Below are 22,808 nucleotides of genomic sequence, written 5' to 3' on the forward strand. Positions count from 1 at the left end.
GGGTGTATCGGCCACTCCGTGCGCCGTGCACGGCCTGTCCAGTTCCTGGCCGACCCCTGTTCGGCCCCTAGAACGCGAAGACGGGGGCGGTCTTCGTGCGCAGCTCGCAGCTGTTCCCGAAGGTCTGCTGCCACTGCACCGGCAGCCCCGCCCAGCTGCCCGTGGCGCTCGCGGTGACCGGTTGCGAGAGGTGGTAGCAGAGCGTTCCGGTCGTCCCCGCCAGGCGGTTCAGGTTGCCGCTGGCCGCGTCCAGCGCCTCGCAGGCCGCCTGGACCTGCGGGTGGTCCCCGCCCGTCGGGTGGCAGATCAGCTCGGCCCGGGCGACGGCGCCGGTGCGCTCGTCCTGCACGGCCAGCTTCAGGTCCCAGGGGTGGCCGGCGGGTCGGGCCTGGGCGGGGGAGGGGAAGGCGAGCACGGCGAGGACGGCGGTGGCCACGGCCGCGCGCAGGCGCAGGGAAATCATGGGCCCAGGAGTAGCACCGGCGCGCTCACCACGCCCAAGCCGTCACTCCATCGTGGGCGCGTCGGCCAAGTCGCCCGGCGCGTGGGCTTCTTCGCCCGGCCCGCGGGCTTCCTCCGCCGCCGCGCCGAGCAGCACGCTGTCCAGCAGCGCGGGGAACAGCGCGTCCAGGTCGCTGCGCCGCAGCACGCTCATCCGGGCCGTCCCGCGCCGGTGTTGGCGGATCACCCCGGACTCGCGCAGAACGCGGAAGTGGTGCGTGCTGGTCGACTTGCTGACCGGCAGGCCGAACGCGATGCAGGACATCTCGCAGTGCCCGGCGGCGAGTTCGCGCACGATTCGCAGTCGGATCGGGTCCGCCAGTGCGTGCAGCACGGTCGCCAGTCGGATCTGGGCCGGCGCCGGCTCGGCGAGCGGGGTGCTCAGTGCTTCGGTCGCTGCTGGGGTCACGACCCCATGGTACGGCAGCGCTCGTAGTATGACGCTTCTCGTAGTACGGTGAATCTCGTACTTTCCAGCTGTACCCCTGAGGAGTCACCGTGAGTGCCCTGTTCGAGCCGATCACCCTGCGCGAGCTGACCATCCCCAACCGGGTCTGGATGGCTCCGATGTGCATGTACTCGGCCGCCGCCGAGGGCCCCGACACCGGCGCCGCCACCGACTTCCACCTCACCCACCTCGCCTCCCGGGCGGCCGGCGGCACCGGACTGGTGATGGTCGAGGCCACCGGCGTGCTGCCCGAGGGCCGGATCAGCGCCCACGACCTCGGCCTGTGGAACGAGCGCCAGCAGGACGCGCTGGCCCGGGTCGCCGCCGCGATCCGCAGCTACGGCTCGGTGGCCGCGATCCAGCTGGCCCACGCCGGCCGCAAGGCCTCCACCCTGCCGCCGCGCCTCGGCGGCGCCCCCGTCACCGTCGCGGACGGCGGCTGGCAGGCGGTCGCCCCGAGCCCCGAGCCCTTCGACGGCCACCCGGCCCCGCACGAGCTGACGGTCGAGGAGATCGCCGGCGTCGTCCAGGCGTTCGCCGACGCCGCCCGCCGCGCGCTGGCGGCCGGCTTCCAGGTCGTCGAGGTGCACGGCGCCCACGGCTACCTGGTGCACTCCTTCCTCTCCCCGGTCTCCAACCACCGCACCGACGCGTACGGCGGCTCGTTCGAGAACCGGATCCGCTTCGCCCTGGAGGTCGTCGAGGCGGTCCGCGCGGTCTGGCCGCAGGAGCTGCCGGTCTTCTTCCGCACCTCGGCCACCGACTGGCTGACCGAGAACGCCGAGGACGAGCGCGACGGCTGGACCGGCGAGGACACCGTCCGCCTCGCCAAGGAGCTCCAGGCCGCCGGCGTCGACCTGCTGGACGTCTCCACCGGCGGCCTGGTCGCGACGGCGAAGATCCCGGCGGCCCCCGGCTTCCAGGTCCCCTTCGCGACCGCGGTGCGCCAGGCGACCGGCCTGCCCACCGGTGCCGTCGGCCTGATCACCGACCCCGCCCAGGCCGAGCAGATTCTCACCGACGGCGCCGCCGACGTCGTCCTCCTCGGCCGCGAACTCCTCCGCAACCCGTACTGGGCCCACCAGGCCGCCCGCGCCCTGGACGCCCGGAGCCACTGGCCCACCCAGTACGGCTGGGTCGTCGGCCCCCGCGACTGACCCGCCCCTCTGTGCCCGATCGGGCACATCCGGGAGGGAAGCCTCAGATCTCACTCAAGGCGAGATTCCTCCGAGCCGGACGGTCGTACGCTCACGTCACGCCTGCTCGACAGGTCAACGGCTTCACTCAGGGGGTTGCCATGAGCACGATTCGCGAGGCACTGCAGGCGGTCGGCCGGGCAGTGGTCCAGGTGGCCAAGGTGCGCCCGCAGCACCCCGACGCCCACACCGGCCGCCCGTTCGCCCCCGCGCCGGACATGACGGTCTACCGCGCTCAGGAGGCCCAGCGCATGATGGGCCAGATCGGCGGCCTGGGCGGCGGGGGATTCGGCAGCGGCGGCTTCTAGGACCCGTCGCCACCGTGCCGGCCGCAGCCACTCGCCAGTGGCCGCGGCCGGCAGTCCACCGCTCACCGGCAGAATGATCAGTATGGAACTCACCCAGATACGCCTGTTGGTGTCCGACTTCCCCGCCGTCTACCGCTTCTACCGGGACGTGCTCGGGCTCAAGCCCCAGTTCGAGGCCGAGAGCGGCCCGTACGCCAAGCTCAGCCCCGCCACCGGAAACGCCGCGATCGCGCTGCAGGACCGGGGCCAGATGGCCGATGTGCTGGGCCGGTTGGGAGCAGAGCCGACCGGATACCGCGCGCTGGTGGTGCTACGGGTGGACGACCTGGACGTCACCCATGCCGAACTCGCCTCGCGGGGAGTGGAGTTCACCCGGGCCCCGGGCCCGATGGGCGACCGGATCCGGGTCGCCTACCTGGAGGACCCGGAGGGGAACCTGATCGAACTCCAGGAGTGGCTGGCGCTGCGCGAGCCAAGCTGAGCTCAGGGTCAGACACTTCCGAACTCGCCCGCCTTACCGCCGGTGACGAACGCGGAGGCCTGGCCGCCCTGCCCCGCCACCGCGAGGAGACCACTCAGTACCGCCCCCACATCTCGTAGCGGTATCCGCGCTCGGCCAGGGCGGAGGGGGTCGATGGGTCTCGGATACGCTCGATCGCGTCGGCCACCGCCTCCCGGCAACGCTCGTCCCAACTCCCCCCTGTCGCCGCGGTGTCGTACTCCACCGCTTCGAGGAGTGCCGGGAGCGCCGGCTGAGCGGCGCTCCCCAGGTCGCCCAGGGCCACCGCCGCTGCACCTCGGGGGACCCAGAACTTGTCCGGGTCGCGCAGAACGCCGATCAGAGGCGGCACTGCGGCCGGGTCGCCGATCCGGCCCAGTGCCAGTGCGGCACAGGAACACAGGTAGTTGGAGTCCGTGAGGGCCTCGGCGAGAGCGGGGATCGCGGCCGGGTCGCCCAACCTGCCGAGGGCGTCTGCTGCCGCTGGGGCTTCCTGCTCACCTCCGGACGCCAGCATCCGAATCAGTCCGGGCAACGCAGATGGGGAGCCGCCCGGTCTCGGGCCTCCTGTGACCGCGAGTACCTCCGCCGCGGCGATCCGCACGGATTCGTGTTCGCTGCCCAGTGCCGCAGCCAGCGCAGGCGACGCAACCGCGCCCATCTCAGCCAGCGTCGTCATGGCGGCCTCACGCATGCGTCCGCCCCGGACTTCCAACTCCGCGAGGAGGTAGGGCACCGCGGCGACACCGATTCTGACGAGGGCACGGCTGGCGTGGATACGCGGGTAGTGAGGATGCCCGTCGTCTCCCGTGATGTCGAGAAGCCGGACGACCAGGTCCCGGTTCACCACTCCGATGGCGCCGAGCGCGTCAGCCGCGGCGGCCCGAACCGTCTCGTTGTCGTCCGACAGCAGTTCCACCAGGTCCGGGACCGCGCGTTCCGCCGCACTGCCCATACTCCCGAGACTGTCGGCGGCCCTGATCCGTGCCCGCGCGGAATCCGCGGAGAGCGCCTGGACGAGCTGGTGCACCAGCCCCGCCGGGGGACTGATCACGGACAGCAGGCGCTGGATCCCGTCGTCCCAGTCCTTGTACAGCAGAACGGCCTGGATCGAGCGCAAGGTCTCGCCGGCTCCGATGCTCCGCCCCGGCAAGGCGCACTCATTGAGCAGGACCGGGATGAACCAGGACCGGTCCGCGGGACGTTGCCGCAACTCCTCGATCGCCAGGGTCAGTTCCTCGTTCATGTAGGTCTTGTCGCGCTGGAGGGACTCGGCGGAGAAGCAAGCCACGAAGAACGCACCCTCGGTGATCGCCTCGCGGATGGCGTCGCTCCAGCGGCTACCCGGTTGCAGACGGTCCCGATCCACCCAGACCTCGATGTCGAAGGCCTTCAGAGTGTTCGCAAGCCGGTCCACCAGGTCACTGTTCTCATGCACGTAGGAAATGAAGACATGCACCACTGGAAGCTCCCCTCGACCCCGCGATTATCACTCCCCAGCGCCGAGTTGACGAGAACGCCTCCGGAAACCGACGGCGCCGAGGACGGGCTGGAACACTGGCCGGATGTTCACCGAGAGCACCGTGGCCGTCTCCGTCGAACCCGACGTCGAGCTGTTCGTCGCCCACAGTGATGGTCCACGCGTGGCCTCCGATGCTCCCGGTCCCGCCGGACGCATTCGACGGCTGGCACGAGCGGGACGCACGACTCGCGGTCGGGTCCGCCGTGTGGTCCGATCCCACCCTGTCCGGGTCAGAACTCGTCCGCGCCGCAGCAGTTGCCGAGGCCCCCGCCGACGTCTGGCGCCCGCAGGCTCTGCCCGACTACCAACGGCGGCTGGAGAGCATCCACTTCACCGCCGAATGGCTACGACCCTGGCGGGCCGGCGTCCTACCCAGCGCCCGCCCCGACGCCGCGGCCGAACGGCTCACCGCCTTCGGCATTCCCCTGCTCCTGCTCCACGGCCGCCAGGACATGACCTTCCCGGCACACCTGGCCGAGGACGCCGAGAGGCTCATCCCCTCCGCTCGCGCCGTCGTTCTCGACGACGCCGGTCACATGGCCCACCTCGACCAGCCCGGGCCCTGGCTCGGCGCGATCACCGACTTCCTCCGTGATTTGGGGGCGGTGGCGGGCAGAATGGCGTAGTGCCTCACGACCTTCCGCTGCTGCTACTGGACGTCGACGGAGTGTTGAACCCGTTCGCGGCTGCCTCCTGTCCGCCTGGGTTCCGTGAGTACCGGTTCTTCCCGGGCGAGGATGAGGTCCGACTCAACCGTGACCATGGTCGATGGCTTGTCACACTCGCCGAGAGATACGAGATCGTGTGGGCAACCGGCTGGGAGGAGGAGGCGAATCAGTTCATCTCGCCTGTGCTCGGGCTGCCACGCCTGCCGGTGATCTGCTTTCCGCCGAAGCCCTTTGACCCCTCGGAGAAGGTGCCCGCGGTGGCTGCCTTCGTCGGAGACCGGCCGGCTGCCTGGGTTGACGACGCGTTGACGCCATCAGCCCACGAGTGGGCTGATGGCCGCGAGGCTGCGACGCTGCTCATGGACGCCGACCCGTCGGTGGGTCTCACTCCGGACATGGTGGAGCGACTGATGGCCTGGCACGGCCTTTCCAGGCTATGGCCCGATCAAGTGACCACCCGGCGATAGCGCTGCCGGGAACCACCCTCCGGACCCGCCGGCGCGGCCTCGCCGGGCGTGAAGCCCAGGCGCTCGTAGAACACGCGGGCGCCGCCGGCGACGGCGCCCGGGTGGTCGGGCCCGAAGGTCACGACCTCCAGCACGCCTGGGCCGACCACGAACCTGCGCATCGCGTCCGCCATCAACGCACGGCCGACGCCCGTTCCGCGGGCCCAGTGTCCGCGCGCGATGCACCCTGGGTCCAGATCCGTCCCTCGGTCATCCGACCCCTACCCCTACCCCTGCCCCCGTCCGGTGCGCAGGTCGGGCTGCGTGGGGCGGGAGTCCCGGCTCTGGGCTATCGGGGAGTCGCGGCCCGGTCCGCGGCGGCGCTGCGAGGCGATCTGGCGGGAGATCAGGATGTCGAGCATGCAGTAGGCGATGGCGAACACGCCGACCCCGGTCACCATCAGCGCCGGGGTCAGTACCCAGCTGTGCGCGAACGACGCCAGCGCGGTGAAGACCAGGCTGACCAGCGTCAGCGCGAGGAAGATCACCGCCCGTACGGCGGCTCCGCGCACCTCGTCCGGCATCCGGCGGCGTGCAGCGCGCATCGGCGACCCCCAGGTCCGGCGCGGGGGGCTGTCCACCGCGCGCCGGAGGTCTGCCCGCGTACGGCTAGGCCAAACCGGGCGACTACGGCTCCTCGTGGGAGCCCGGCTGCCCGAGCGTCGCATCGAGTTCCTCCAGGGCGCCGAGCACGATCGTGCGCATCGCCCGCTCGGCGCCCTCGGGGTCGCCCGCGCAGATCGCCTCGGCGACCTCCCGGTGCAACTGGACTGCATACGGCTTTGGTTGATGGGGCATCAGGTCGTGTTCGGTGCGTCCGGTCAGTACCGCGCCGACGGTGTCGCCGAGGTGCGCGAACATCTCGTTGCCGGAGGCCCGCAGCACCGTCGCGTGGAAGGCGATGTCGTGCCGCAGGAAGGCGGAGAGGTCGGACGCCCGTGCGGTGACCGTCAGCTCGACGGCCAGCGCGCTCAGCTCGCGGCAGTGGTCCGGCGTGGCGTGCCGGGCTGCGAGCCCGGCGGCGGCCGGTTCGACGGCGGCCCGCAGCGAGCCGAGCGAACGCAGCTGCGCGGCGCGGTCGGCGCCGGCCAGCCGCCAGCGGATCACCAGCGGATCGAAGACGTCCCAGTCGGCCTTCGGCTGGACGGTGATGCCGACCCGGCGCCGGGACTCCACCAGGCGCATCGACTCGAGCACCCGCACGGCGTCGCGCACGACGGTCCGGGAGACGCCGAAGCGGGCCTCCAGCTCCTCGATCCGCAGGACGGCGCCCTCAGGCAGCTCGCCGGAGGCGATGGCGGGTCCGAGCTCGGCGAGCAGGCGGCCGGGCAGGCCCTGGATGTCCATCCGCTCAGCCTAGGGCCTCAGCGATCACACCTATAAGTATGACGATTTGATGTCGCTGGCTTGAATAGGTCATACCTTTGGGTTGATAGTGGCGTCATCGCAGCACGAAGTGTCAGGAGCAGAGACCCCATGGCTCTCAATGCCGAGAACCAGCCCGCCGACCCGCCCCCGCCGCCCGCCAAACCGCTGATCGTGGTGATGGGCGTCTCGGGCGTCGGAAAGACCACCGTCGCCCGGCTGCTCGCCGACCGCCTCGGCCTCCCCTACGCGGAGGCCGACGACTTCCACCCGGCCGCCAACATCGCCAAGATGACGGCCGGCATCCCGCTGGACGACCAGGACCGCGGACCTTGGCTGGCCGCCCTGGGCGACTGGCTGGGGGAGTGCGGACGGGCCGGCACCGGCGGCGTGGTCACCTGCTCCGCACTCAAGCGCCGCTACCGCGACCAGCTGCGCGCTGCCTGCCCGGACGCGTACTTCCTCCATCTGAGCGGCGGGCACGGCCTGGTCGAACACCGGATTGCGGCCCGCACCGGACACTTCATGCCCGCCTCGCTGCTCGACTCCCAGTACGCGCTCCTCGAACCGCTCCAGCCGGACGAGCGCGGCGCCGTACTGGACGTCGGACCGGCGCCCCACCAACTCGTCGAGAAGGCCGTCGCCCTGCTGCGGCCCGTCAACGGAGACCTCGCGTGACCCTCTACCCCCCTCTCCTCGCGGCCGGCCCGTCGGCGCTCGCGCATCCCGTCGGCGACGGGCGGCTGCTGCTCGCCGTCCTGCTCGCCATCGGCACGATCGTGCTGCTGATCAGCAGGCTGAAGCTGCATCCCTTCCTCGCCCTGACACTGGGGTCGGTGCTGCTCGCGGCCGTCGCCGGTGCGCCGCTGGAGAAGCTCACCGCGAGCTTCGCCACCGGGTTCGGTGCCACCGTCACCAGCGTCGGCCTGCTGATCGGGCTGGGTGCGATGCTCGGGAAGCTGCTCGCCGACTCCGGGGGCGCCGACATCGTCGCGGACACCGTGCTGGCGCGATCCGGACCGCGGACGCTGCCCTGGGCGATGGCGCTGATCGCGGCACTGCTGGGGCTGCCGCTCTTCTTCGAGGTCGGCGTCGTGCTGCTGATCCCGATCGTGCTGCTGGTCGCCCGGCGCGGGAACCTCCCGGTGATCCGGGTCGGCATTCCCGCGCTCGCGGGCCTCTCGGTCCTGCACGGTCTGGTGCCCCCGCACCCGGGACCGCTGGTGGCGGTGGACGCGCTCAAGGCGAACCTCGGCGTCACGCTGGCCCTCGGCCTGCTGATCGCCGTGCCGACGCTGGTCATCGCCGGGCCGCTCTTCGCCCGGGTCGCCGAACGCTGGGTCGGCCCGCTCGCCCTCCCCGAAGCAACCGACCTGCCCCAAAACGAGAGCGCTGCTCCGATTCGAGAGCGCCGCCCTTCTTTCGGAGCAGTGCTCTCGACCATCCTGCTGCCAGTCGCACTGATGCTCGGCAAGGCACTGGCCGACGTCGTCCTGGATGACCCGCACGCGCTCGCCCAACGCATCCTCGACTTCATCGGCTCGCCGCTGATCGCCCTGCTCGCCGCTGTCCTGCTCGGCATGCTGACGCTCGGTCGGGCCGCCGGCTTCACCAAGGCGCGGATCTCCAGCACCGTCGAGAAGTCCCTCGCCCCGATCGCCGGCATCGTCTTCATCGTCGGCGCGGGCGGCGGCTTCAAGCAGACCCTGATCGACGTCGGCGTCGGTGACGCCGTCAGCCACTGGGCCGGCCGCCTGCACGTCTCGGCCCTCCTCCTCGGCTGGTTCGTCGCCGTCCTGATCCGGCTGGCCACCGGCTCCGCCACGGTCGCCACCATCACCGCCGCCGGCATCGTCTCCCCGCTCGCCGCCGGGATGTCCACCTCGCACACCGCACTGCTGGTGCTGGCCGTCGGCGCCGGCTCGCTCTTCTTCTCGCACGTCAACGACGCCGGCTTCTGGCTGGTGAAGGAGTACTTCGGGATGAGCGTGGGCCAGACGCTCAAGTCCTGGTCGGCGATGGAGACGGTGATCTCGGTCGTCGCCATCGCGCTGATCCTGCCGCTGAGCCTGATCATCTGACGGACCGTCGACCAGGACCTCGCCACCTACGTTGCCAACCCGGGCAAGTGCGTCACCCTCAGCCTGACCGGTCAGAGCAACGATCAGGCCAACGACTGGGCCACGTTCTGACGGCAGCCCACCAGCCCGGCCCAACTGAACGGCGGGGGCGGGGACTTCGGTCCCCGCCCCCGCTCCTTCCCCGAACCCGTCTACTCCGCGTTCTCGTACGTCGCCGCGATGCTCGCGCGTCCCACCGCGAGGAAGCCCAGCGTCCCGCTGACCGCGGCCGGCGAGGTCTCCGCGTCCAGGCCGAGCTTCTCCACGCTCACCGCGTGCACGGTGAAGACGTAGCGGTGCGGGCCGTGCCCGGCCGGCGGTGCGGCGCCGCCGAAGTTCTTGGTGCCGTAGTCGTTGCGGGCGTGGATCGCCCCGGCCGGCAGACCGGGGAAGTCGCCGCTGCCCGCGCCGGTCGCCAGCTCGGTGACGTCGGCCGGGATGTCGAAGAGCACCCAGTGCCACCAGCCGCAGCCCGTCGGCGCGTCCGGGTCGAAGCAGGTGACCGCGAAGCTCTTGGTCTCGGCCGGGAACCCCGACCAGCTCAGCTGCGGGGAGACGTCGCCGCCCGCCAGCGCCTGGGCCTGTGGGAGCACCCCGCCGTCCGGCACGTCGGTGCTGATGAGCGTGAACGAGGGGACCGGGCGCAGGAAGTCGTGCGGAAGGGGTGGCCTGGACACGTCGGGAGTCTCCTGTGGAGAGGGATCAAGGTCACCGCCGAGCCTAGGGCACACGCAAAGGGCGGTCACCCCACCCGGGGTGACCGCCCATCAGCGCAGACGCAGACGCAGACGAAGGTCAGCTCTGCTTGCGCTTGGCCAGGAACTCGGCCACCCGCTGCTCGATCTCCGGCGTGTCGAATCCGCGCACGGTCATCGTGGTGCGCCGGCGCAGCACGTCGTCGGCGGTGTAGGCCCACTCGCTGTCGGCGGCGAAGGCCACCTGCGCCCAGACGTCCGGGCCGTCCGGGTGGATCGGCTCGCCGAGCGCCGGGTCGTCGGCGATCATGCGGGCGATCTCGAAGGAGAGCGTGCCGTAGTGGCTGGCCAGGTGCTTGGCCACCAGCGGCTCCATCCGCGAGCCGGGCTCACGGTCGATCAGCAGCCGGTGCGCGACGGCGTTCGGCGCGCCGATGCCGGGCAGCGGGACGGTGGCCGGGATCGGCGACATGTCCTCGGAGAGCCCGGTGCCGCGCACGTGGGCGAGCTTCTCCAGCACGGTGCGCCCGATGTGCCGGTACGTCGTCCACTTGCCGCCGGCCACCGAGAGCATCCCGCCGCGGCCCTCGGTCACCACGGTCTCGCGCTTGGCGGCGGCGGTGTCGCCGGGGCCGCCGGGCAGCACCCGCAGGCCGGCGAAGGAGTAGGTGATCAGGTCGCGGTCGAGGTGCTCGTCCTTGATCGCGTGGCCGGCCTCGTCCATGATCTGGTCGATGTCGGCGTCGGTGGCCCGGACGTCCTTCGGGTCGCCGGTGTACTCCTCGTCCGTCGTCCCGAGCAGGACGTGGTCCTCCCACGGGATGGCGAAGGAGACGCGGTACTTGTCGATCGGGATGGTCAGCGCGGCGCGCCACGGGGTGCGGCGCTTGACGACGACGTGCGCGCCCTTGGAGAGCCGGATGCTGGGCGCGGCGCCCTTGTCCTCCATCGCGCGCAGGTGGTCGACCCACGGGCCGGTCGCGTTGAGCACCAGACGGGCGCTGACGCCGAACTCGCTGCCGTCCAGCCGGTCCTTGAGCTCGGCGCCGGTCACCCGGGTGCCGGTGAAGCGCAGGCCGGTGACCTCGGCGTGGTTGAGCACCACGGCGCCCGCGTCGACAGCGGCGCGCACCGTCATCACGGCCATCCGCGAGTCGTTCATCTGGTGGTCGCCGTAGACCGCGACCGAGCGCAGGCCCTCGGTGCGCAGCGCGGGCACCTGCTGGGCGGCGTGCGCGGCGGTGGAGACCCGGCCCATGCCGTCGCGGAAGGCGGAGAGCGCGGAGTAGAGGAAGACCCCGGCGCCGAGCTTGGGCGCGCTGTGCGGGCCGCCCTTGTAGACCGGGACGAAGAAGGTCAGCGGGTTGACCAGGTGCGGGGCCACATCGGTGGCCAGCGCCCGGCGCTCCTTGTGGTTCTCCGCGACCAGCTTGACCGCGCCGGTCTGCAGGTAGCGCAGACCGCCGTGGACCAGCTTGGACGAGGCGCTGGAGGTGGCGCCCGCGAAGTCACCCGCGTCCACCATGGCGACCTTGAGGCCCGCCTGGGAGGCGGTCCAGGCGACTGCGGTGCCGAGGATGCCGCCCCCGATCACCAGCAGGTCGTAGGTGGCCTTGCCCAGCAGCTCACGGGTCTCGGCGCGGGAGGCGGTGCGGCCGGGGGTGCGCTCGGCGCCCAGGGTCGGGATGGTTGCCATGGTGTGTGTTTACGGCGCTCGGTGCGGGCGGGCGCCGTTTCTCCTCTCGATGTGCGGTGCGGCCTCCGGAGAGGCCGGGGAACACGCCGGCCGGGGTGTTCGAGCAAGGGGTGTTCGAGCGCCCCGGCCGGCGGACGTCTCAGCTCTCGTCGTCCTCCTCGACCCAGCCCATCGTGCGCTCGACGGCCTTGAGCCACTTCTTGTACTCGCGCTCGCGGGTCGCCTCGTCCATCCGGGGCGTCCACTCGGCGGCGCGGTGCCAGTTGGCCCGCAGGGTGTCCAGGTCCGGCCAGAAGCCGACCGCGAGGCCGGCCGCGTAGGCGGCGCCGAGCGCGGTGGTCTCGGCCACGTACGGGCGCTCGACCGGGGCGTTCAGGACGTCGGCGATGTTCTGCATCAGCAGGTTGTTGGAGGTCATGCCGCCGTCGACCTTGAGCGCGGTCAGCTGGACGCCGGAGTCCTTCTCCATGGCGTCCATGACCTCGCGGGTCTGCCAGGCGGTGGCTTCCAGGACGGCGCGGGCCAGGTGGCCCTTGGTCACGTAGCGGGTCAGGCCGGCGATCACACCGCGGGCGTCGGAGCGCCAGTACGGGGCGAACAGGCCGGAGAAGGCCGGCACGAAGTAGGCGCCGCCGTTGTCCTCGACGGTGTTCGCCAGGGTCTCGATCTCGGCCGCGGTGGAGATGATTCCGAGCTGGTCGCGCAGCCACTGCACCAGCGAACCGGTGACCGCGATCGAGCCCTCCAGGGCGTAGACCGGCTTCTGGTCGCCGATCCGGTAACCGACCGTGGTCAGCAGGCCGTTGTAGGAGTGCACCACCGTCTCACCGGTGTTGAGCAGCAGGAAGGTGCCGGTGCCGTAAGTCGACTTGGCCTCGCCCTTGTTGAAGCAGGTCTGGCCGAACAGCGCCGCCTGCTGGTCGCCGAGCGCGGAGGCGACCGGGACGCCCGCCAGGTCGCCGACGGCGTGGCCGTAGACCTCGGCGGAGGAGCGGATCTCCGGCAGCACGTTGAGCGGCACGCCCATCGAGTCGGCGATCTTCTCGTCCCAGGCGAGGGAGTTGAGGTTCATCAGCATGGTGCGGCTGGCGTTGGTGACGTCGGTGACGTGCTTGCCGCCGTTGACGCCGCCGGTGAGGTTCCAGATCACCCAGGTGTCCATGGTGCCGAACAGGATGTCGCCGGCCTCGGCGCGCTCGCGCAGGCCCTCGACGTTGTCCAGCAGCCAGCGGATCTTCGGGCCGGCGAAGTAGCTGGCCAGCGGGAGGCCGGTCTCGCGGCGGAAGCGGTCCTGGCCGACGTTGCGGCCGAGCTCGCGGCACAGGCCCTCGGTGCGGGTGTCCTGCCAGACCAGCGCGTTGTGGACGGGCTGACCGGTGTTCTTGTCCCACAGCACGGTGGTCTCGCGCTGGTTGGTGATGCCGATCGCGCGGATGTCGTCCTTGGTCAGGCCGGCCTTCTCCAGCGCGCCGCGGACCACGGACTGCACGCGGGTCCAGATCTCCGCGGCGTCGTGCTCCACCCAGCCGGGCTGCGGGAAGATCTGGCTGTGCTCCTGCTGGTCGACGGCGACGATCCGGCCGTCGGCGCCGAAGATGATGCAGCGGCTGGAGGTGGTGCCCTGGTCGATCGCGGCGATGTAGTTGCCGGTGAGCTCGCTGTTACCCGTGGTCATGATGTCCTCGGCTCAATGGGGGGAGATAAGGGGGTGGGAGGGGGACCGGTGCGGCTGACGCATTCTCAGTCCCCGGGTGTCGGCAAGGCGCAAACCTTCGAGGCCGCACCTCGCCGACACCTGGGCCTCGCTCGTCGCTCAGAAGCAGAGCTTGTACAGCAGACCGGAGAGCAGGCCGCCGATGATCGGACCGACGACCGGGACCCAGGCGTAGCTCCAGTCCGAGCCGCCCTTGTTCGGGATGGGCAGCAGCGAGTGGACGATCCGCGGGCCGAGGTCGCGGACCGGGTTGATGGCGTAGCCGGTCGGGCCGCCGAGCGAGAGGCCGATGCCGACCACCGTGAAGGCGGTGATCAGGACGCCGATGCCGGACAGGCCGACACCCTTGCTCAGGCCCTGGGTGAGGATGGCCATGCAGAGCACCATGGTGGCGATGATCTCGGTGAGCAGGTTCTGGATCGGGTTCCGGATCTCGGGACCGGTCGAGAAGATGCCGAGCGTGGGCTCCTCGTTGGCCTGGAACTGGCCGAGGTAGACCAGCCAGACCAGGACGGCGCCGATCATCGCGCCGAGCAGCTGGGAGCCGAGGTACAGCGGGACCTGGCTCCAGTCGCCGCTCTTGACGGCGAGGGCCAGCGTGACGGCCGGGTTGAGGTGGGCACCCGACTTCGTCGCGACCATGTACGCGGCGATCATGACCGCGAAGCCCCAGCCGAAGGTGATCGCCAGCCAGCCGGCGTTCTGGGCCTTGGACTTCTTGAGCGTGACGGCGGCGCACACGCCACCGCCGAGGAGTATCAGCGCGGCGGTGCCGAGCGTTTCGCCGACGAAGATGTCGCCGTTCGAGAAGGCGGACACAAAGACTCCTTTGTCCGTATGGCCGATGCCTTGTGGGTCGAGCCCGTGGCAGGCGGGTGGGGGATCGACACGGTGGGGGAGCACCGTGTCGGTGCGGGCGTTCCGTCCTGGGAGGGGTCCCTGCGGTGGTGGTGGCGACCGGCGCGCGGAGGACTCTCCGTGGGGTGAGGTCTCCGCGGCCACCGTTCGACAATGTCGACCGCTATGCGGAAGCTTTCCTGGTACGGGCGCCCACGTCAAGGCAAGTGACCGGCCTGTGACCCTCCCCTCGCACGGGCGGATGCCGCGGACAGGGAAGTTAGCAGTGAAATCGCTGCAAAATCGGGCAAAACGCCGACGGCCGGGCAGTGGACTGCCCGGCCGTCGAAGAAGCTCCCGAAGCGGTGTCAGAACCGCCCGGCGCCCAGGTCGCGGGAGATCGCCCGCGCCGCGCTGCGCACCGAGGCGACCAGCTGGGGACGGACGAAACCGTCCTCGCAGACCCGCTCGACCGCGCCGCTGATGCAGACCGCGCCGACCGGGTTGCGCCGGCGGTCCTGGATCAGCGCGCCGATCGAGGCCACCCCCTCCCAGGTCTCCTCGATCGCGTCGGCCCAGCCGCGCTCGCGGATCAGCGCGCACTCGGCGTCGATGTCGCCCAGGTCGGTCAGCGTCCGCGGGGTGTGCGCCTCCAACGGGCCTTCGCCCAACTCGCCGCGGGCCACCGGGTCGTACGCCAGCAGTACCTTGCCGAGCGCGGTGCTGTGCAGCGGGTGCATGCTGCCGACCTCCAGCACCTGCCGGGTGTCGTCGGGGCGGAACACGTGGTGGACGATCAGCACGCCGCGCTGGTGCAGCACGCCGAGGTAGACCGTCTCGCCGCTGGCCCGCGCCAGGTCGTCGGCCCAGACCAGGGCACGCGCCCGCAACTCGTGGACGTCCAGGTAGCTCTGGCCCAGCCGCAGCAGCTCGGCGCCCAGCTGGTACTTGCCGCTCTCCGGATCCTGCTCGACGAAGCCCTCCTGCTGGAGCGTGCGCAGGATGCCGTGGGCCGTCCCCTTCGCGAGGTCGAGCGAGGTCGCGACCTCGGACAGGCCCAGCCGCCGCTCGCCGCCGGCCAGCAGGCGCATGATCGCGGCGGCCCGGGAGAGCGACTGGATCGGGCCGGGCATGAGGGACCTCCACTGACGGGCGGTCGACAATGTCGCACGAGTAGTGATGATGTCGACCGCGGGGGCATCGTCCCGAGTCTGCCAGGCTCACCCCCGCCCACGCACGTCGCCCGCCGTTTCTCGGAGCTTTTGCCCTCGTTCGGATACCACCGCGCTCAGATAACCGGACTTCTCCCCAGTTCCGCCGCCAGCGCGGAGATCTGTAGCGGACCCACCCGGCAGCACCCGCCCACCAGTCGTGCCCCGTCCGCGACCCACCCCCGGGCCGGCGCCGCCAGCGGGGTCGGCGCACCACGCCAGGCGCGGGCCCGCGCGTCCCAGCCCTCGCCGCTGTTCGGATAGGCCACCACCGGCTTCCCGGTGACCCGCGCCGCGATCCGCACCGCCTCGCCGACCTCTGCCGGCGCGCAGCAGTTCACCCCGACGGCGACCACCTCCGGCGCCTCCGCGGCCACCGCGAACGCCTCCGCCAGTGGCTGACCGGCCCGGGTCCGGCCGCCCGCGACGCTGTACGACAGCCAGGCCGGCACGCCCAGCCCGCGCACGCAGCGCACCAGCGCCTCCGCCTCGTCCGCGTCCGGCACGGTCTCCAGCGCCAGGACGTCCGGCCCGGCGGCGGCCAGCACCTCCAGCCTGGGCCGGTGGAACCGCTCCAACGCGCCCACCGAGAGCCCGTACCGGCCCCGGTACTCCGACCCGTCCGCCAGCACCGCGCCGTACGGGCCGACCGAGGCCGCCACCCAGCGCGGACGATCCGGCGCGCGCTCCCCGTCCCGCGGCTCGGCGGCCTCGCGCGCCAGCGCGACGCTGGACGCCATCAGTCGCGCGGCCTCCGCGCGCTTGAGGCCGCGCCGGGCGAACCCCGCGAAGCTCGCCTGGTAGCTCGCCGTGATCACCACATCCGCGCCCGCCGCGTAGTACGCCCGGTGCACCGCGACCAGCGCCTGCGGCGCGTCCAGCAGCAGGCGAGCAGACCAGAGCGCGTCCGCCAGGTCGTACCCGGCGGCCGCCAACTGGTTCGACAGTCCGCCGTCCAGCACCAGCGGCCCGCTCAGCAGCGCCCGCGCGAACGCACCGTCCGCCCTCGACATCGCGACCCGCCTCCCAGCTGCTCGCCCCTGCACGCAGTTTCCCCCTGCTTGGAACTGTAGAACCCGGGGAGGCGTCGGTCACCGGCCCGACGGGTGCGTAACGTTGCCCCCATGCCCGAGCAGGACGAACACGCCTTCCTGGCCGCCTACGACCCGCGCGCCTTCGCGCCGGTGGCCGTCACGGTCGACGTGGTCGCCCTGACGCTCCGTCAGGGGGCCCTGCACGTCCTGCTGGTGGAGCGCGGCGGTCCGCCGTTCCAGGGCTGCTGGGCGCTGCCCGGCGGCTTCCTGCGCGCGGGCGAGGAGGACCTGGACACCGCCGCCGCCCGCGAGCTGGCCGAGGAGACCGGCCTGGCGGCCACCGGCGCCGACGCGGCCCAAGCCGCGCTTGGCCGCGTCCACCTGGAGCAGCTGGGGACCTACGGCGCCCCCGGGCGCGACCCGCGGATGCACGTGGTCTCGGTCGCCTACCTCGCCTTCGCACCCGACCTGCCGGACCCGCAGGCCGGCAGCGACGCGTCCGCCGCCGCCTGGCACCCGGTCGACCCGCTGGTACGGCCCGAACCCCCGCTCGCACTGGCCTTCGACCACGCCCGGATCCTCGCCGACGCCCTCGACCGGGCCCGCGCCAAGCTGGAGTACAGCCCGCTGGCCACCGCCTTCCTGCCGCCCGTCTTCACCGTCCCCGAACTCCGCGCGGTCTACGAGGCCGTCTGGGACGACAAGCTGCACCCCGGCAACTTCCACCGCAAGGTGCTCTCCGTCCCCGGCTTCGTCGAGAGCACCGGAGCCACCTCCGAACGCGGTGGCACCCGCGGCGGCCCGCGCGCCCGCACCTACCGCGCCGGCCCCGCCCGCCACCTCCACCCCGCCCTGCTACGCCCCGAATCCGCTTAACCCCTGCACCCTCGTCCCGCTACCATCCACCCCATGACCACTCACGAGGCCACCCGGACCCCGTTCGCGCACTGCCACTGGTGCGGCGCCGCCTACCCGGCGGGGACGACGGGCTGGCCCCGGACCTGCACCGGCTGCGACGAGATCAGCTACCGCAACCCGCTGCCCGTCACGGTCGCCCTGCTCCCGGTGAACCGCCCCGACGGCGGCCGGAGCCTCGTGGTGATCCGCCGCACCATCGAGCCCGGCTACGGCGAACTCGCCCTGCCCGGCGGCTACGTGGACTACGGCGAGAGCTGGCAGCAGGCCGCCGTCCGCGAACTGCGCGAGGAGACCGGCATCCTGGCCGACCCGGCGGACGTCACCCTGGTCGCCACCGACTCCGACACCGCCGGCGGCTTCCTCTGCCTCTTCGCCCTGCTGCCGGCCCAGGACCTCGCCGCCCTGCCGCCGTCCCGGCCCACCGACGAGACCGAGGGCTGGCAGCTGATCGACACCCCGATCGAGCTGGCCTTCCGCTTCCACACCCGGGTCGCCCGCGCCTGGTTCGACGGCGAGTTCGCCCGCCTCGGCTGAGCCCCTGGACCCCCCTGGCGCACCCGACGATCACATGGCAGGGTCTTGCACCGTCAGCACATACCGGACGGGCCGCGCCACCAGCGCTCACCCGTCCTCACCCTCGGCCGGGAGACCACCACCGTGAGCACCCCACCCCAGGACCAGAACCCCCTGGACGCGTCGGCCCAGCAAGCCGGAGCCCACGACGCCGTCGCAGCTCCCGCGGCCGACGAGCCGCTCTGGCGCCCGGATCCGACCGCGGCCGCCGCCACCAGGATCGTCGCCTTCCAGGCCTGGGCCGCCGAGCGGTACGGCGCGCCCGCCGCCCCGCTGGCGCCGGTGGCGGACGACGCCACGGCCGCCGCCCGCTACGCCGCCCTGCACGCCTGGTCGACCGAGGACCCGGACCGCTTCTGGACCGCCGTCACCCAGTGGTTCGACGTCCGCTTCTCCGCCCTGCCGCAGACGGCCCTCGCCGACGCCGCGATGCCCGGCGCCCGCTGGTTCCCCGGCGCGCGCCTCAACTACGCCGAGCACGCCCTGCGCTTCGGCGAGGACCCCGCGCACGCCGACCGCCCGGCGATCCTGCACCTCGACGAGACCACCGACGTGCCGCTCACCCTCACCTGGGCCGAGCTGCGCCGCCAGGTCGGCTCGCTCACCGCCGCACTGCGCGCCCAGGGCGTCGGCCCCGGCGACCGGGTCGGCGCCTACCTGCCGAACATCCCGCAGGCCGTCGTCGCGCTACTGGCCACCGCCGCGGTCGGCGCGATCTGGACGTCCTGCGCCCCCGACTTCGGGGCCCGCAGCGTGCTCGACCGCTTCCAGCAGATCGAGCCCGTCGTCCTGTTCGCCGTGGACGGCTACCGCTACGGCGGCAAGGACTTCGACCGCACCGACACGGTCGCCGAGCTGCGCCGCGAACTGCCCACCGTGCGCGCCGTCGTGCACGTCCCGCTGCTCGGCTCCCCGGCCCCCGAGGGCGCCCTGCACTGGGACGACCTCACGGCTGGCGACGAGGCGCCGGTGTTCGAGCAGCTGCCCTTCGACCACCCGCTCTGGGTGCTCTACTCCTCCGGCACCACCGGCCTGCCCAAGGCCATCGTGCAGAGCCAGGGCGGCATCCTGATCGAGCACCTCAAGCAGGCCGGCCTGCACATGGACCTCGGACCCGAGGACCGCTTCCTCTGGTACACGTCCACCGGCTGGATGATGTGGAACTTCCTGGTCGCCGGCCTGCTGGTCGGCGCTGCCGTCGTCACCTACGACGGCAGCCCGGGCCACCCCGACACCGGCGCGCTCTGGCAGGTCGCCGCCCGCAGCCGGGCTACCGTCCTCGGCACCTCCGCCGCCTACGTGGTCGCCAGCCGCAAGGCCGAGCTGCACCCCGGCCGCGACCTCGACCTCAGCGCGGTGCGCTGCATCGGCACCACGGGCTCCCCGCTGCCGCCCGACGGCTTCCGCTGGATCTACGACGAGGTCAAGTCCGACGTCTGGCTCGCCTCGGTCAGCGGCGGCACGGACGTCTGCAGCTGCTTCGTCGGCGGCGTGCCGACCCTGCCGGTCCACCTCGGCGAGATCCAGGGGCCCTGCCTCGGCGCGGCGGTCGAGTCCTGGGACGTCCAGGGCGCGCCGCACACCGACGCGGTGGGCGAGCTGGTGGTCACCAAGCCGCTGCCCTCGATGCCCACCGGCTTCTGGAACGACCCCGACGGCGTCCGCTACCACGACAGCTACTTCGACATGTATCCCGGCATCTGGCGCCACGGCGACTGGATCACCGTCACCTCGCGCGGCACCGTGGTGATCCACGGCCGCTCCGACTCCACGCTCAACCGCCAGGGCGTCCGGATGGGCTCCTCGGACATCTACGAGGTCGTCGAACGGCTCCCCGAGATCGCCGAGTCCCTGGTGATCGGCCTGGAGGAGCCGGAGGGCGGCTACTGGATGCCGCTCTTCGTCGTCCTTGCCCCCGGCGCCTCGCTGGACGACGACCTGCGCTCGCGGATCCGCAACTCGCTGCGCTCGGAGCTCTCCCCGCGCCACGTCCCCGACGAGGTCATCGCCGTCACCGGACTGCCGCACACGCTCACCGGCAAGCGGATCGAGGTCCCGGTCAAGCGCCTGCTCTCCGGCACCCCGCTGGAGCAGGCCGTCAACCCGGGCTCGGTCGACAACCTCGACCACCTGCGCTTCTTCGAGCAGCTCGGCCGCGACCGCCGCGCCTGACCGCAACGCGAAGGGGCGCCCCCGGTGGGGCGCCCCTTCCGTACTTCCCCTCTTAACCCTCTTACACCCTCTTACTCGCCCGACAGCACGTGCTGCGCCGCGGCGCGCGCCTCATCGGCGGTGTCGGTAGCACGGGCCGCCTCGGCCGCCCGCGCACACTGCGCCAGCGTGACCTTGGCCAGCGCCGCGCGCACGTACGGGATCGAGGCCGCGCCCATCGACAGGCTGGTCACGCCCAGGCCCGTCAGCACGCAGGCCAGCAACGGGTCGGACGCGGCCTCGCCGCAGACGCCGCAGCTCTTGCCGGTGGCCTTCGCCGCCTCGGCCGAGAGCGCGATCAGGTCCAGCAGCGCGGGCTGCCACGGGTCCTGCAACCGGGCCAGCGACCCGACCTGGCGGTCCGCCGCGAAGGTGTACTGCGCGAGGTCGTTGGTCCCCAGCGAGAGGAACTCGACCTCCTCCAGGATCGACCGGGCCCGCAGCGCGGCGGACGGGATCTCCACCATCGCCCCGAACTTCGCCTGCAACCCGGCTTTGCGGCACGCGTCCGCGAACGCCTTGGCATCCACCCGGTCGGCCACCATCGGCGCCATCACCTCCAGGTGGACGGGCAGGCCCTCGGCCGCCTTCGCCAGCGCCCGCAGCTGGGTGTCCAGCACCTCCGGGTGCTCCAGCAGCGTCCGCAGTCCGCGCACCCCGAGCGCGGGGTTCGGCTCGTCGGCCGGCGTCAGGAAGTCCAGCGGCTTGTCCGCGCCGGCGTCGAGCGCCCGCACTACCACCCGGCCCTCGGGGAACGCCTCCAACACCTTGCGGTAGGCATCGATCTGCCGCTCCTCGCTCGGTGCCTTCGCCGAGTCGTCGAGGAAGAGGAACTCGGTCCGGAACAGCCCGACCCCCTCGGCCCCCGCCGCGAGCGCGGCCGGCACGTCGGCCGGCCCGCCGACGTTGGCCAGCAGCGGCACCCGGTGCCCGTCCGAGGTCTGCCCCGGACCGGACGAGGAGGCCAGCGCGGCCTTGCGCTCGGCGGCGGCCCTGCGCAGCTCGGCCTGCTTCTCCTCACTCGGGTCGATCAGCACCTCGCCGCTGCTGCCGTCGACGGCGACGACGACACCCTCGGTCACGCTGGTCGCCCCGGGCAGCGCGACGACGGCCGGCACGCCCATCGCACGGGCCAGAATGGCGCTGTGACTGGTCGGTCCACCCTCCTCGGTGACGAAACCGAGCACCAGCGTCGGGTCGAGCAGCGCGGTGTCGGCCGGCGCCAGGTCACGGGCGAATAGCACGTACGGCTCGTCGCTGTCCGGCACCCCCGGCATCGGCACGCCGAGCAGCCGCGCGACGATCCGGTTGCGCACGTCGTCCAGGTCGGCCACCCGGCCGGCCAGGTACTCGCCGGCCGAAGCCAGCAGCGCACGGTAGGCGGCGAACGCGTCGTAGACGCCGCGCTCGGCGCTGCTGCCGACGGTGATCCTGCGCTGCACGTCCGCCATCAGCTCGGGGTCCTGGGCCATCAGCGCCTGGGCCTCCAGCACACCCTGCGCCTCACCGCCGGCCAGGTTGCCGCGGGCGATCAGGTCGGCGGCCACCGCGTCCACGGCCTGCTGGGCCCGGGCCTGCTCGCGCGGCGCGTCCTCGCTCGGGATCTGCGTGGCCGGCGGCTCCAGCACCGCGGTCCCCATGCGCCGCACCTGGCCGATCGCGACCCCGTGGCTGACACCTACGCCGCGCAGCGTCCTGTCCATTGCTTCCATTTCCTCTCGCCTACAGCTTCACGACGACCGTGGGTGGTGCTCAGTTCCAGGTGAAGAGCTCGCCGCCGCTGGCGACGTCACCCGACTCCGCGATCGCGCTGAGCGCCTCGGACGAGGCCTCCAGGGCCACGATCGGCGAGATCGGCGACTTACCCGCCTCCTCGACGGCGGCCGGGTTCCAGTTGATCACCGGCTGGCCGCGCTTCACCTGGTCGCCCTTGTTCACCAGCAGCTCGAAGCCCTCGCCGTTGAGCTGAACGGTGTCGATCCCGAGGTGGGTGAGCACCCCGTGGCCGTCCGCGTCCATGACGACGAACGCGTGCGGGTGCATGGAGACGACAAGACCGTCCACCGGCGCGACGGCGGAGGTGGGCTCGCGGACGGGGTCGATGGCGGTGCCAGGACCCACCATCGCGCCGGAGAAGACGGGGTCGGGCACAGCAGAGAGCCCAACGGCGCGGCCGGTCAGCGGCGACGTCACAGTGGTCATGGAGGAGCCTCCCAGGCGCGGAGTACAGCGAGCTGCCGCAGGCAGCGGCGGAATGATCGTGTGAAGCCTAAATCATGTCAAGGTCGGACATCTCGGGACAGAAGGCCTCGCCTGCCCGGGTGCCCGCGCCCGACACGCCGAAGTCGACGCGCCATAGGTCGCGGACCCGATCCCGGGCCGGTCAGGCACCTTCGGACCCCAAGTGGTCTAGTCCTCTTGCTCGACGCGCCGCACTCTACGGCATACGGGTGAGCGCGACGATCGCCCCGGCGCGCCACCACGCGAGGTGCTGGCCGTCCGCCGCGCAAGGCGCCACCATGCTCGATTAGGCGCACCGGCCTGAACGGGCTATCGTTGCTCAGGTCGCCGCGAGGTGATGGTGAATGCAGCGAGTCAACGAAGTGAAGCTCCGGTGAAACGGAGTGAAACAAGTCTGATACGCTGAGGACACGAAGAACGAAGCGCCCGGAGAGCTTGCGAGAGCAGCTTGAAGGAAGTGTCCGTTCCTTGAGAACTCAACAGCGTGCCAAAAGTCAACGCCAGATATGTTGACATCCCCGGCCTCGATCTCTGATCGGGGTTGG

At 72.0% G+C, this 22,808-nt stretch carries 23 protein-coding genes and 1 pseudogene; 10 read left to right on the forward strand and 14 right to left on the reverse strand.

Annotation, left to right across the window (positions count from 1 at the left end; genetic code table 11):
* Positions 1-67: 67 nt before the first annotated feature.
* Both P3T37_RS29380 and P3T37_RS29385 read right to left on the reverse strand, forming a co-directional pair.
* The gene (locus P3T37_RS29380) at positions 68-463 is read right to left on the reverse strand and encodes an SSI family serine proteinase inhibitor (protein ID WP_280726949.1); all 396 of its coding nucleotides are present in this window, start codon (positions 461-463) and stop codon (positions 68-70) included.
* Between the two features lie 42 nt (positions 464-505).
* The gene (locus tag P3T37_RS29385) at positions 506-910 is read right to left on the reverse strand and encodes a metalloregulator ArsR/SmtB family transcription factor (protein ID WP_280726950.1); all 405 of its coding nucleotides are present in this window, start codon (positions 908-910) and stop codon (positions 506-508) included.
* 89 nt (positions 911-999) lie between these two features.
* Here P3T37_RS29385 and P3T37_RS29390 point away from each other — a divergent pair, with 89 nt between their 5' ends.
* The 3 genes from P3T37_RS29390 to P3T37_RS29400 all read left to right on the forward strand — a co-directional run bounded on the left by P3T37_RS29390 (position 1,000) and on the right by P3T37_RS29400 (position 2,934).
* A complete protein-coding gene (locus tag P3T37_RS29390; RefSeq protein ID WP_280726951.1) occupies positions 1,000-2,106 on the forward strand; it encodes an NADH:flavin oxidoreductase/NADH oxidase in 1,107 nt (368 codons plus the stop codon).
* 140 nt (positions 2,107-2,246) lie between these two features.
* On the forward strand, positions 2,247-2,453 hold the full coding sequence (locus tag P3T37_RS29395; RefSeq protein WP_280726952.1) for a hypothetical protein: 207 nt from the start codon (positions 2,247-2,249) through the stop codon (positions 2,451-2,453).
* 82 nt (positions 2,454-2,535) lie between these two features.
* Positions 2,536-2,934 (forward strand): VOC family protein, encoded by a 399-nt coding sequence (locus P3T37_RS29400; RefSeq protein ID WP_280726953.1) that lies wholly within the window; start codon positions 2,536-2,538, stop codon positions 2,932-2,934.
* Positions 2,935-3,028: 94 nt separating this feature from the next.
* Here the strand turns inward: P3T37_RS29400 and P3T37_RS29405 are convergent, their stop codons facing one another.
* Positions 3,029-4,414: a HEAT repeat domain-containing protein gene (locus P3T37_RS29405; RefSeq protein WP_280726954.1), complete on the reverse strand. Its 1,386-nt coding sequence runs from the start codon at positions 4,412-4,414 to the stop codon at positions 3,029-3,031.
* A 95-nt stretch (positions 4,415-4,509) separates the two neighbouring features.
* On the opposite strand from P3T37_RS29405, the gene P3T37_RS29410 reads away from it, so the two are divergent.
* Both P3T37_RS29410 and P3T37_RS29415 read left to right on the forward strand, forming a co-directional pair.
* A complete protein-coding gene (locus P3T37_RS29410; protein ID WP_348533293.1) occupies positions 4,510-5,100 on the forward strand; it encodes an alpha/beta fold hydrolase in 591 nt (196 codons plus the stop codon).
* Entirely contained in the window at positions 5,100-5,609 is a 510-nt protein-coding gene (locus P3T37_RS29415; RefSeq protein WP_280726956.1) for an HAD domain-containing protein, read from the forward strand. Before P3T37_RS29410 ends, P3T37_RS29415 begins: the two co-directional genes overlap by 1 nt.
* On the opposite strand, the pseudogene P3T37_RS29420 reads toward P3T37_RS29415, so the two are convergent.
* The 3 genes and pseudogenes from P3T37_RS29420 to P3T37_RS29430 all read right to left on the reverse strand — a co-directional run.
* Positions 5,588-5,812: pseudogene (locus P3T37_RS29420) on the reverse strand (GNAT family N-acetyltransferase); the annotation flags it as partial. The gene P3T37_RS29415 and the pseudogene P3T37_RS29420 overlap by 22 nt on opposite strands.
* 63 nt (positions 5,813-5,875) lie before the next feature.
* Positions 5,876-6,193 (reverse strand): hypothetical protein, encoded by a 318-nt coding sequence (locus P3T37_RS29425; RefSeq protein ID WP_280726957.1) that lies wholly within the window; start codon positions 6,191-6,193, stop codon positions 5,876-5,878.
* A gap of 82 nt (positions 6,194-6,275) precedes the next feature.
* The gene (locus P3T37_RS29430) at positions 6,276-6,995 is read right to left on the reverse strand and encodes an FCD domain-containing protein (protein WP_280726958.1); all 720 of its coding nucleotides are present in this window, start codon (positions 6,993-6,995) and stop codon (positions 6,276-6,278) included.
* 129 nt (positions 6,996-7,124) lie between these two features.
* On the opposite strand from P3T37_RS29430, the gene P3T37_RS29435 reads away from it, so the two are divergent.
* On the forward strand, positions 7,125-7,691 hold the full coding sequence (locus P3T37_RS29435) for a gluconokinase (RefSeq protein WP_280726959.1): 567 nt from the start codon (positions 7,125-7,127) through the stop codon (positions 7,689-7,691).
* Positions 7,688-9,094, forward strand: a complete 1,407-nt coding sequence (locus tag P3T37_RS29440; RefSeq protein WP_280726960.1) for a gluconate:H+ symporter — start codon at positions 7,688-7,690, stop codon at positions 9,092-9,094. The genes P3T37_RS29435 and P3T37_RS29440 overlap by 4 nt, the downstream gene beginning before the upstream one ends.
* Positions 9,095-9,285: 191 nt before the next feature.
* Here P3T37_RS29440 and P3T37_RS29445 read toward each other — a convergent pair whose 3' ends face one another.
* From P3T37_RS29445 to mmuM, 6 genes are all read right to left on the reverse strand, one after another.
* A complete protein-coding gene (locus tag P3T37_RS29445) occupies positions 9,286-9,810 on the reverse strand; it encodes a YbhB/YbcL family Raf kinase inhibitor-like protein (protein ID WP_280726961.1) in 525 nt (174 codons plus the stop codon).
* Positions 9,811-9,928: 118 nt separating this feature from the next.
* Complete coding sequence (locus tag P3T37_RS29450; protein WP_280726962.1) at positions 9,929-11,524, reverse strand: glycerol-3-phosphate dehydrogenase/oxidase; 1,596 nt, start codon at positions 11,522-11,524, stop codon at positions 9,929-9,931.
* A gap of 139 nt (positions 11,525-11,663) precedes the next feature.
* Positions 11,664-13,199, reverse strand: a complete 1,536-nt coding sequence (gene glpK, locus P3T37_RS29455; protein ID WP_280726963.1) for a glycerol kinase GlpK — start codon at positions 13,197-13,199, stop codon at positions 11,664-11,666.
* 138 nt (positions 13,200-13,337) lie between these two features.
* The gene (locus P3T37_RS29460; protein WP_280726964.1) at positions 13,338-14,057 is read right to left on the reverse strand and encodes an MIP/aquaporin family protein; all 720 of its coding nucleotides are present in this window, start codon (positions 14,055-14,057) and stop codon (positions 13,338-13,340) included.
* Between the two features lie 386 nt (positions 14,058-14,443).
* Complete coding sequence (locus P3T37_RS29465; RefSeq protein ID WP_280726965.1) at positions 14,444-15,208, reverse strand: IclR family transcriptional regulator; 765 nt, start codon at positions 15,206-15,208, stop codon at positions 14,444-14,446.
* Between the two features lie 155 nt (positions 15,209-15,363).
* The gene (gene mmuM / locus P3T37_RS29470) at positions 15,364-16,299 is read right to left on the reverse strand and encodes a homocysteine S-methyltransferase (RefSeq protein ID WP_280726966.1); all 936 of its coding nucleotides are present in this window, start codon (positions 16,297-16,299) and stop codon (positions 15,364-15,366) included.
* A gap of 138 nt (positions 16,300-16,437) precedes the next feature.
* Here mmuM and P3T37_RS29475 point away from each other — a divergent pair, with 138 nt between their 5' ends.
* The 3 genes from P3T37_RS29475 to P3T37_RS29485 all read left to right on the forward strand — a co-directional run bounded on the left by P3T37_RS29475 (position 16,438) and on the right by P3T37_RS29485 (position 19,983).
* On the forward strand, positions 16,438-17,196 hold the full coding sequence (locus P3T37_RS29475; protein WP_280726975.1) for an NUDIX domain-containing protein: 759 nt from the start codon (positions 16,438-16,440) through the stop codon (positions 17,194-17,196).
* A gap of 33 nt (positions 17,197-17,229) precedes the next feature.
* Positions 17,230-17,772, forward strand: coding sequence for an NUDIX domain-containing protein (locus P3T37_RS29480; protein WP_280726967.1), 543 nt, complete (start codon positions 17,230-17,232; stop codon positions 17,770-17,772).
* Positions 17,773-18,030: 258 nt separating this feature from the next.
* Positions 18,031-19,983, forward strand: a complete 1,953-nt coding sequence (locus P3T37_RS29485) for an acetoacetate--CoA ligase (RefSeq protein WP_280726976.1) — start codon at positions 18,031-18,033, stop codon at positions 19,981-19,983.
* Positions 19,984-20,054: 71 nt separating this feature from the next.
* Here the strand turns inward: P3T37_RS29485 and ptsP are convergent, their stop codons facing one another.
* On the reverse strand, positions 20,055-21,725 hold the full coding sequence (gene ptsP, locus P3T37_RS29490; RefSeq protein WP_280726968.1) for a phosphoenolpyruvate--protein phosphotransferase: 1,671 nt from the start codon (positions 21,723-21,725) through the stop codon (positions 20,055-20,057).
* Between the two features lie 49 nt (positions 21,726-21,774).
* Positions 21,775-22,224, reverse strand: a complete 450-nt coding sequence (locus P3T37_RS29495; RefSeq protein WP_280726969.1) for a PTS glucose transporter subunit IIA — start codon at positions 22,222-22,224, stop codon at positions 21,775-21,777.
* Positions 22,225-22,808 lie beyond the last annotated feature (584 nt).

This window comes from Kitasatospora sp. MAA4 (genome assembly GCF_029893355.1).
GTDB lineage: Bacteria > Actinomycetota > Actinomycetes > Streptomycetales > Streptomycetaceae > Kitasatospora.

Excerpts from the sequence above, each read along its gene's own strand:
- P3T37_RS29380 (WP_280726949.1), bottom strand. The coding sequence starts at position 463 with ATGATTTCCCTGCGCCTGCGCGCGGCCGTGGCCACCGCCGTCCTCGCC.
- P3T37_RS29395 (WP_280726952.1), top strand. The coding sequence starts at position 2,247 with ATGAGCACGATTCGCGAGGCACTGCAGGCGGTCGGCCGGGCAGTGGTC.
- P3T37_RS29400 (WP_280726953.1), top strand. The coding sequence starts at position 2,536 with ATGGAACTCACCCAGATACGCCTGTTGGTGTCCGACTTCCCCGCCGTC.
- P3T37_RS29425 (WP_280726957.1), bottom strand. The coding sequence starts at position 6,193 with ATGCGCGCTGCACGCCGCCGGATGCCGGACGAGGTGCGCGGAGCCGCC.
- P3T37_RS29430 (WP_280726958.1), bottom strand. The coding sequence starts at position 6,995 with ATGGACATCCAGGGCCTGCCCGGCCGCCTGCTCGCCGAGCTCGGACCC.
- P3T37_RS29435 (WP_280726959.1), top strand. The coding sequence starts at position 7,125 with ATGGCTCTCAATGCCGAGAACCAGCCCGCCGACCCGCCCCCGCCGCCC.
- P3T37_RS29450 (WP_280726962.1), bottom strand. The coding sequence starts at position 11,524 with ATGGCAACCATCCCGACCCTGGGCGCCGAGCGCACCCCCGGCCGCACC.
- glpK (WP_280726963.1), bottom strand. The coding sequence starts at position 13,199 with ATGACCACGGGTAACAGCGAGCTCACCGGCAACTACATCGCCGCGATC.
- P3T37_RS29465 (WP_280726965.1), bottom strand. The coding sequence starts at position 15,208 with ATGCCCGGCCCGATCCAGTCGCTCTCCCGGGCCGCCGCGATCATGCGC.
- mmuM (WP_280726966.1), bottom strand. The coding sequence starts at position 16,299 with ATGTCGAGGGCGGACGGTGCGTTCGCGCGGGCGCTGCTGAGCGGGCCG.
- P3T37_RS29480 (WP_280726967.1), top strand. The coding sequence starts at position 17,230 with ATGACCACTCACGAGGCCACCCGGACCCCGTTCGCGCACTGCCACTGG.
- ptsP (WP_280726968.1), bottom strand. The coding sequence starts at position 21,725 with ATGGACAGGACGCTGCGCGGCGTAGGTGTCAGCCACGGGGTCGCGATC.
- P3T37_RS29495 (WP_280726969.1), bottom strand. The coding sequence starts at position 22,224 with ATGACCACTGTGACGTCGCCGCTGACCGGCCGCGCCGTTGGGCTCTCT.